This is a genomic window from Thalassococcus arenae (assembly GCF_019104745.1).
GTDB classification, from domain to species: Bacteria; Pseudomonadota; Alphaproteobacteria; order Rhodobacterales; family Rhodobacteraceae; genus Thalassococcus_B; species Thalassococcus_B arenae.
Window position 1 is genome coordinate 431,257 of sequence record NZ_JAHRWL010000002.1, and the last position, 8,699, is coordinate 439,955.

Sequence of the window (8,699 nt, forward strand, 5' to 3'; positions counted from 1 at the left end):
ACCGGTGTCATTGATTCCGCGGATGCGCACAATGCGCGTGCCAATGAATCCTTTAACATGAACCGTATAGCGGGCACGTTGGACCTGACGAATCCGGGCAGCTATTCAACGGATGGGGTGGAGTCGTTCCGGGCGGGTGTCGCAGGTCAGGACCTGTCTTACGACCGGTTGCATGTCAATCGTGATACCGGATTGTACGATATTCCTTCCAATACGTACGACACGCCGGATCCGGATCTGGAAATCCGTCGGCAAGCCGAACTGATCGCCCGTGACAAGATCATTTCGTCATTCGGAAACGATATCGCGAGGATCGGCGTCGAACTACAAAGCGACCGCGGTTTGGCGCTGATCGATCATACCGAAGACCTGCTTCGGGCGTATCGACCGGTCGGATTGCTTCCCAATTTGCCGAACAACTTCGACTACCTCACGACGTATCTGTCGATGGATGGTGTAAAAACGCTGGGTGAGGCGCGGTCGGCCGAGTTGTTGCGGACTTCGGCGACAACGCTGTACGACATCAACCCGGAAGTGTTCGATTTCTCGAGAAACCAGGCGGGTGTCTGGGAACTGTCGGATGGTGTCACGAAGTCGGGTCTTCGGGGGCTCAAGCCGACACCGTTGGCGCTCATCCTGTCGGTCGAAATGGTCTACACCAAGTTCCGGGCCGAGACGAAGGATTCCGGCGAAAGCTTCGACAGTTGGGCTACGCGCAACGCGTTCATTCTCGCCAACAGTTTCACTTACGGGCTGGCCGCAACCGCAATTGAAACCGGCCTGATTATCGGAGCTGCCATCGGTGCTGCTGCCGTCGGAGGGCCTTTGGCTGCCGCCGCTGTTGTCGGTCTGTGGGCCTTTGGCAGTCTGGAGGACTATTTCAGGGATGTTGTCGAAGCCTATGACGAGGATTCCGCAGCACCACGCCGATGGCTAAAGGCCTTTGCCGAATGGGCGCTGGCGTTCATGGAAGCCATTCAGCTCAACACATTGATGGACGCGCTACAGGAGTTTTCTCAAAGCATCGCCGAACATGTGTTCGGCATCAGCCGACCGCCGAACCTGCTGCAGGCGGCCTATTCCGCGGAGGTCGAAGCATCGAGCGAACACGGTGACGCCTGGCTTGTCGGTCAGGATGCCGCGCAATTGGTCGGCAATGAATTCGACAACGCCATCCTGCATGTCGGCTATGGCGAGGTCAGGGCCGGTGATGGTGATGATGTCCTGCTGGGGTACCGGCCCAAGACGCTGAACCAGGGCGATCCGATCGGCGAAGCGCCGCTGCAAGGTTTGGAGAGTGACGATATTCGTCTCGAGGCCGAAACCGACATGCAGCTTTTGCTGGACGGCGGAGACGGCGATGACTGGTTGTTTGTCTGGGGCGGCGAGCGCGCGGTCACCATTGGCGGGCCAGGTCGGGACTGGATCTACAACACGTCGGCCGGCGGGATAATTTACGGCGATACCTACACGACGACGGTGAAGTCCATCAACGTTCAGGGGGAACTGGAAGAAGCCCCCGTCGACCAGGGTGCCTACGAGAATTCGGACAAGATCTGGTACTATTCCGGGACCGTGATGATGGACCCCGGCACGTCGGATTACCTGGCGTTGATGGGTGTGCCGCTGGTGGGCGGGTCGTCCGGGGTGCCGTTGTGGCTCAGCCTGTCGGTGGGTGGGGCACTGGCCGGCGATATCAACATGATCGGCGATGGCGGCTATTTCGGCATCTATTTCGACAACTTCATCCCCTGGATCGTCTACAGCCACCGCCCCGAGGAACAGGAATTGCTGGTCACCAACCTGGTGACCTGGACGCTGTCGAAATTCGCGATGTTCGCGGGCTTTCCGCAGAACGACGAGGTTGTCGGCCCGGATGGCGAGCCTTTGCCCATCGGCGCGATGCTGTTCAAGAACTACGATAATTTCGCGGGTCACCTGTTCGGCTGGAACCTGTGGCTGGTCGGCGATCTGTCGATGTCGTTCAAGCAGCCCAACGCGGCGATCTTCATCGCGCTCAAGACCATCGCCAACGTTCTGGGCACCACGACCGTCGGTTGGGTCGCCTCGGCGGGTCTGCAATTGCTCAGCATGCTGGATCTGCTGTTCACGGCCTATTTCACCGCCGTCAAGATCGGCAAGAACGTGCGTTGGGCAGCGCATGAGGATCCGCTGATCATCGACCTGGACGGCGACGGGATCGAGACCGTGTCGCGGCTCGAATCCAAGGTCTATTTCGATCTGGACGGCGATTTCTTCAAGGAAAGCACCGGCTGGCTCAAGGGCGATGACGGGTTCCTGGCGCTGGACCGCGACGGCAACGGCAAGATCGACGATATCTCGGAGCTGTTCGGCGATGTGGGGGTGTCCGGCATCGACGAATTGGCGCAGTACGATGCCAACCAGGACGGCGTCATCGACGCCAGCGACGCGATCTATGCCGACCTGCTGGTCTGGCAGGATTTCGACCAGGATGGCGAAACCGACGAGGGCGAGCTGAGTTCGCTGGCCGACAAGGGCATCCTGACGATCGAGCTGTCGCGCAACCCGCTGGACGTGACGACACCGCAGGGCACGACCCTGTTCGACTATATCCGCGTGCATTTCGACAGCGGGCTGGTGTCGACGGCCTATGACGCCGCGTTCGAAGTCAACAACATGTTGACCCGCTTCAGCGGCGAAAACGGCATCGCCGATTGGTTGAAGGGCGACGGGCTGATCGAGATGCGCGGCGTCGGCAATGTCGTGGCGCTGTCGGTGGCGCAATCCAACGATTTCGAACTGGCCGAGATCGTGGCGCGGGATTCCGCCCTGATGACGGTGCCGGACCTGAAAATCCTGCGCGAACAGGCGTCCGAGACGCTGAGCCGCTGGGGCATGACGCTCGAACTGTCGCGCGAACTGACGCCGGTGCTGACCCGGACCGACGCGAACGGCACAGAGCTGCTGGATCGCGGCGTCTTTGTCGAGGACGCGCAGGGCGGATACTGGACGCTGGCCTCGGGCGCCGACATCGTGGATGGGCAGGGCGGCGTGCTGACGCGGCCGACGCTGGAGGACGTGCTGGCGCAATCGGCAGGCACGGCGGAAACCTGGACACTGGAACAGGCGTTTTCGCCGTCGTCGCGCGGCGAACCGCTGCAGGCACGCGAAGCGCGGCCCTACCTGGCCGAGATCGTCGATGACCGCGTGGTGGTCGTCGACCATGGCATCCAGAACGGCGACGGTTCCTGGCGGCTGGCCTCGGGCGCACCGGTGCTGGACGCGGATGGGGTTGAAATCGCTGCACCGACCCGCGCCGACCTGGTGGCGCAGGCGGTTGCCGACGGGCAGGAATGGCGGATCGAAGACCTGCAGTTCAGCCCGCTGGCCAATCTCGATGTCGATCATATCGGGCTGTACATCATCGACGAGCAGGCCGTGGACTATACCGTCCAGGTCACCGACCGCGATGGCGATTTCTATGTCTGGGCGCGCAATCTGGACCGGGCGCTGGAACTGCAGCACAAGAACGGCCACGCACGCGATTTCAACCTGCGCAATTTCGAGGTCGATTTCGACACGCTGGACGAGGTCGGTTCGGCCGATGGGTCGAATTTCCGGGTCGAGCTGCTGACGCCTGGCCAGTTCAACTTTGCCATCGCCACGACGGCAGGCATCGATTTCCGCCCCGCCATGCTGACGGCGCGTGTCGACAGCGCCACCGGGGTGATTGATTACTCGGTCGATGGCAGCGGCGACATCAGCCTGAGCGAAACGGAATATGTCAGCGGTATCAAGGAGATGATCTCTCTTCTTGATCTGATGCTGGATAGCTGGATCACCACCAGCCGCGGTGTCGCCGTGCGGATGGCATTGCAAGGCGGTCTGAGCGACTTCGCCCGTGATCTGGCGTTCGATGCGGAAACCAACAAGTTCACCGGCGCGACCGATCGCGAGCTTGCGCCGATGTTCGAAGCGATTTTCGAAGCGGCACCAGCGGGTTACGATGCGGCCTTCGATTATCTGACCAAGTGGAACCAGATCCTGTCCTACGTGACGGCGGATTACGTCGTCGATGGCAGCGACAATATCGGCGGTGCTGCGGTCGGGGTGGATCAGAAATTCATCCTGCAGATGGTGCTTCCGGCTTTCGAACAGGTGGGCATCGATCTGGACCTGCGCGCTGTGATGAACATCCTGCGCATGGACGAGACGCTGCTGATCGACCATGCCGCGGACGCGACCGAGGTCGTGGGCACCGGCCGGGGCGACTTCATCTACCTGTCCGGCGGCGACCAGATCTACCAGGGCGGACGCGGCGGCGACGTGTATTTCGTCGGGGCCGATTTCGGCAACGATACGATCGAGGATATCGACCTTTCCGCCGGCGACGAGCTGCGCTTCAGCTACCTGTCGTCCAAGGATGTGGTCGCCCGGCGCGAAGGCCAGGACCTGATCCTGACCGGCCCCGACCTTGGCGGCACCCTGACGGTCAAGAACCATTTCCTGGGCCAGCTGAACCCGTTCCAGGGCAACAAGCAACTGCAGACGCAGATGTCGTCGATCGTGTTTTCCGACGGCGCGGTCTGGGATCCGTTCCTGATCGCCATGGCGGTTTCCGATCCCCGCGACACCGATGACGTGGTCGTGGGTTCGGGCGACACCGACGTGCTGATCGGCGCGCTTGGCAACGATGTTCTGATCGGCGGCGTCGGCGACGACATGTACATCTTCCGCCCCGGCGACGGGGTCGACGTCATTCGGGAACGCGAGGCCGGGGCCGAGGTCGTCGATTTCCGCAAGGGCGGCTTTGACAACCTGATGTTCCTGGGCGACCTGACCGCCGAGGACGTGCGTCTGACGCGCGCCGGCGAAAGCACCGACCTGGTGATCGTGGTGGTCGACGAGGACGGCAATCCGACCGGCGACCGGATCACCATCGAGGAACAGTTCGGCGGCATGCGCTGGAACCTCGACGGGTTCATCGGGATGTTCGACCAGGCCACGGGGTCGCGCCTGAACGACGAATTCCGTTTCGACTACGTCGGCCCGTCGATCGTCGAACAGCTGACCTTCGAGGACGGCTCGTCGATCGATTTCGAGGACATGACCGCGCGGGTGCTTCAGAACGCCAAGACCGATGGCGAAGACCCGATCTACGGCTTCATCACCACCGACACGCTGGACGGCGGCGCGGGCGACGACCTGCTGACCGGGCGCGGCGGCGGCGATACCTATCTCTACGGTCTGGATTACGGGCTCGACGTCCTGCACGATGCCGATGTGGAAAGCCTGGGCCTGTTCGGGGCACCGGACGACACCCTGAAATTCCAGGACGATCTGCGCTGGACCGATTTCGTGTTCGAACGCGAAGGCCCGTCCGACACGCTGACGATGCGGGTCGAGAACACCGACGATGGCGTCATCCTGAAGGATTTCCTGGAATACCAGGCGATCACCTTCATGTGGACCAACCGGATCGAGCAGTTCGTGTTCGGCGACGGCACGGTCTGGTCGTGGACCAAGCTGCTGCAGGCTTTCGTGGATGCCGCCAAGACCGATGGCGACGACACGATCTACGGCTTCCTGACCTCCGACCTGATCGATGGCGGTGCCGGCGATGACTGGCTCGAAGGGTTCGGCGGCAGCGATATCTATGTCTACGGTCCGGATTACGGCAACGACACCATCGTCGATGCCGGCGGCGGCGGCGACCGGCTGCGCCTGAACGGCATCGCCTTCGAGGATACCGAGATCCTGCGCGACGGCGTCGACCTGATCTTCGAGGTGGCGTCGACCGGGGCGCGGGTTGTGCTGAAAGGTCAGTACCTGCGCGAGGACGCCCAGGCGCGAGCCGTCGAGTATTTCGACTTCGACGACAATGACGGGCTGTCGGAAACCTTCGACACGGTTCTTTACACCGATCTCAACCCCGAAGACGTCGACGTCATCGGCACTTCGGCCTCCGAAGTGCTGCGCGGCAGCGACTTTTCGGAATTGCTGGATGGCCGCGCCGGCGACGACACGCTGATCGGCGGTTCGGACGGCGACATCTATCGCTTCGACGTGGGTTATGGCCAGGACGTCATCGAGGACGTGCAGAAACGCACCGTCTGGGACGGCCGCAAGGGCAAGGAGGTCGAGACCGACGACCGGATCGCCTTTGGCGACGACATCAGCATCGACAACGTCCAGTTCAGCCGCGACCAGGACGATCTGCTGATCACCATCGACGGCCGCACCGACACGCTGCGCGTGCGCAACCAGTTCCGCAACATCACCGACGGCGTCGAATGGTTCGATTTCGTCGACGGCACCAGCTGGCACATCTCGGATGTCGAGGAATTGTTGCAGATCGTCGGCGGCAACCGGGGCGACAACGTCATCACCGGAACGCCCGACCAGGAAAACACGCTGGACGGCCGGCAGGGCGACGACACGCTGATCGGCGGCAACCTGGCCGACACCTATGCCTTCGGCGTGCAATACGATTTCGACCGGATCGAGGAACAGGCCGACAGTGCCGGCGTGATCGACCGGGTGATCTTCGGCGATGCGGTCACGGTCGAAGACCTCGTGCTGCGCCGCGTGGGCGAAGATCTGATCATCGATCTGGGCAACGCGACCGACGTGCTGACCATCGCGGGCGGGCTGGGCGGTACCTCGGTCGAGGAGTTCCATTTCGCCGACGGGCGCGTCCTGACGCTGGATGACCTCAAGGGGCGGATGGTGCTGGGCACCGATGGCGCCGACCAGATCATCGGCTTTGACGACCGCGACGACGTGCTGGCCGGCGGCAAGGGCACCGACGAGTTGCGCGGTGGCCTGGGCAACGACAGCTATGGCTTCGGCTTTGGCGACGGCCGCGACGCGATCATCGAAACCGGCGGCATCGACCGCATCCAGTTCGGCAATGGCGTCACACGCGAGCATGTCAGCTTTGAAGTGCTGAACGGCGATCTGATCATCCGGCTCAGCCAGAACGGCGATATCCTGGCCGTTCTGGGTGCGGCATCGAGCGACCAGTCGAAATGGATCGAAACCTTCGTCTTCGCGGATGGCGCGGAACTGGGCGTTGCGGCGCTGCGCGCCGAACTGCTGCTGGCCGAGGCCAACGATTTCGACAACGTTCTGGACGCGCGCGACAGCGACGCATTGACCGAGATCGCACCGGGCCGCGGATCCGACGTCATCACGATGGGCGCCGATACGCAGCTGGTCTTTGCCAAGGGGTCTGGGATCGACACGGTGAAGGTCGTTGCGGCGCCTGCCGCCGCTGCCATCGTGATGACCGAGTTTTCGGTCGCCGAACTCAAGGTGCTGCGCGCCGCGCCCAGCAGCAACGACCTGGTGCTGACCTCGCCGGAAACCGGCGACCAGCTGGTGCTCAAGGACGTTCTGCTGGCCGGCAGCTGGCCGGTGATCCAGCTGGCTGGCGGGATCGAATGGCAATTGCCCGATCTGCTGCAGGCCTTCGTCGATGCGCAAACCAGTGATCGCAACGACTATGTCACCGGAACCAACGGCAATGACGCGATCTTTGCCGGATTGGGCGACGATGACATCCAGGGCGGCGCGGGCAACGATTCCTACACGTTCACCCGCGGCGACGGGCGGGATGTCATCGCCGACAGTTCCGGCAGCGCCGATGTGCTTTTCCTGTTCGGCTACGTCCCCGAAGACGTGACCGTTACCCGCATCGAGCAAAGCCGCGACGAGATCGTTCTGAACTTTTCCGGTACCAACGACCAGGTCACCCTGCGCTGGATCGCCGACCGCGGCATCGAAGAAGTGGCGTTCTCGGACGGCACGCGCTGGACCAAGGCCGATCTCTTTGCCCGCAGCATCGGGCAGGGCACGCCCTTTGACGACACCATCGTGGGGTCGGACAATGCCGATACGTTGAACGGGCAGGAAGGCGATGATCGCCTCCAAGGGGCGCAGGGCGACGATCTTTACGTGGTCGACTTTGCCCATGGCAACGATGTCATCGTCGACAGCGATGTCGCCGGCAACGCCGATCGCTTGCGTCTGACGCAGGCGGCGGCCGGCCTGGTCGAGGCCGAGCGCAGCGGCAACGACCTGATCCTGCATCTGCCCGGTGACGCGCAAGTGCGCGTTGTTGGCCAGTTTTCGTCCAACGGCGTGGGCCGGATCGAGACCATCGAATTCGCCGATGGTTCGACTTGGTCACATGTCGACGTGCTGGACCAGGTCATCGCCCATGCAAAGGCCACGGGCGGCACGATCTACGGCACCATCGCGCATGAAGACTATGTGCACGCTCGCGGCGACGGGTCCTACACGATCGATGACTACGACAGCGACTACCGCGCGAGTTACCGGACCGACACCTTGACCTTCACCGACGTCGCCTCGACCGAGGTGACGGTGGAAAGCGACGGCACCGATGCGGTGATCCGCATCGACAATGGCGAAGTGGTCCGGATCAAGGGCAATTTCGACGAAAACGCCTATCGGTCCATCGAAACGATCACCTTCTCGGACGGCGTGGTCTACGACATCGAAGGACTGGCGGCGCGCGCCGTGGCCGACGAAAAGGCTTCGGGCACCGTCACCGGTACCTTCTGGTTCGAAGCCTACACCCACAGCCGCGGCGACGGGTCCTACACCATCGAGGATTACGACCACGATTATCGCTCCAGCTATCGGCAAGACCGGCTGGACTTCCTCGACGTCGCCTCGACCGAGGTGAC

General features: G+C 62.5%; 1 protein-coding gene. It reads left to right on the top strand.

The window, feature by feature from the left end; genetic code table 11:
* Positions 1–57 precede the first annotated feature (57 nt).
* Positions 58–8,699: calcium-binding protein (locus KUH32_RS13445; protein ID WP_284438342.1), on the top strand; the 8,642-nt coding region annotated here is incomplete at its 3' end.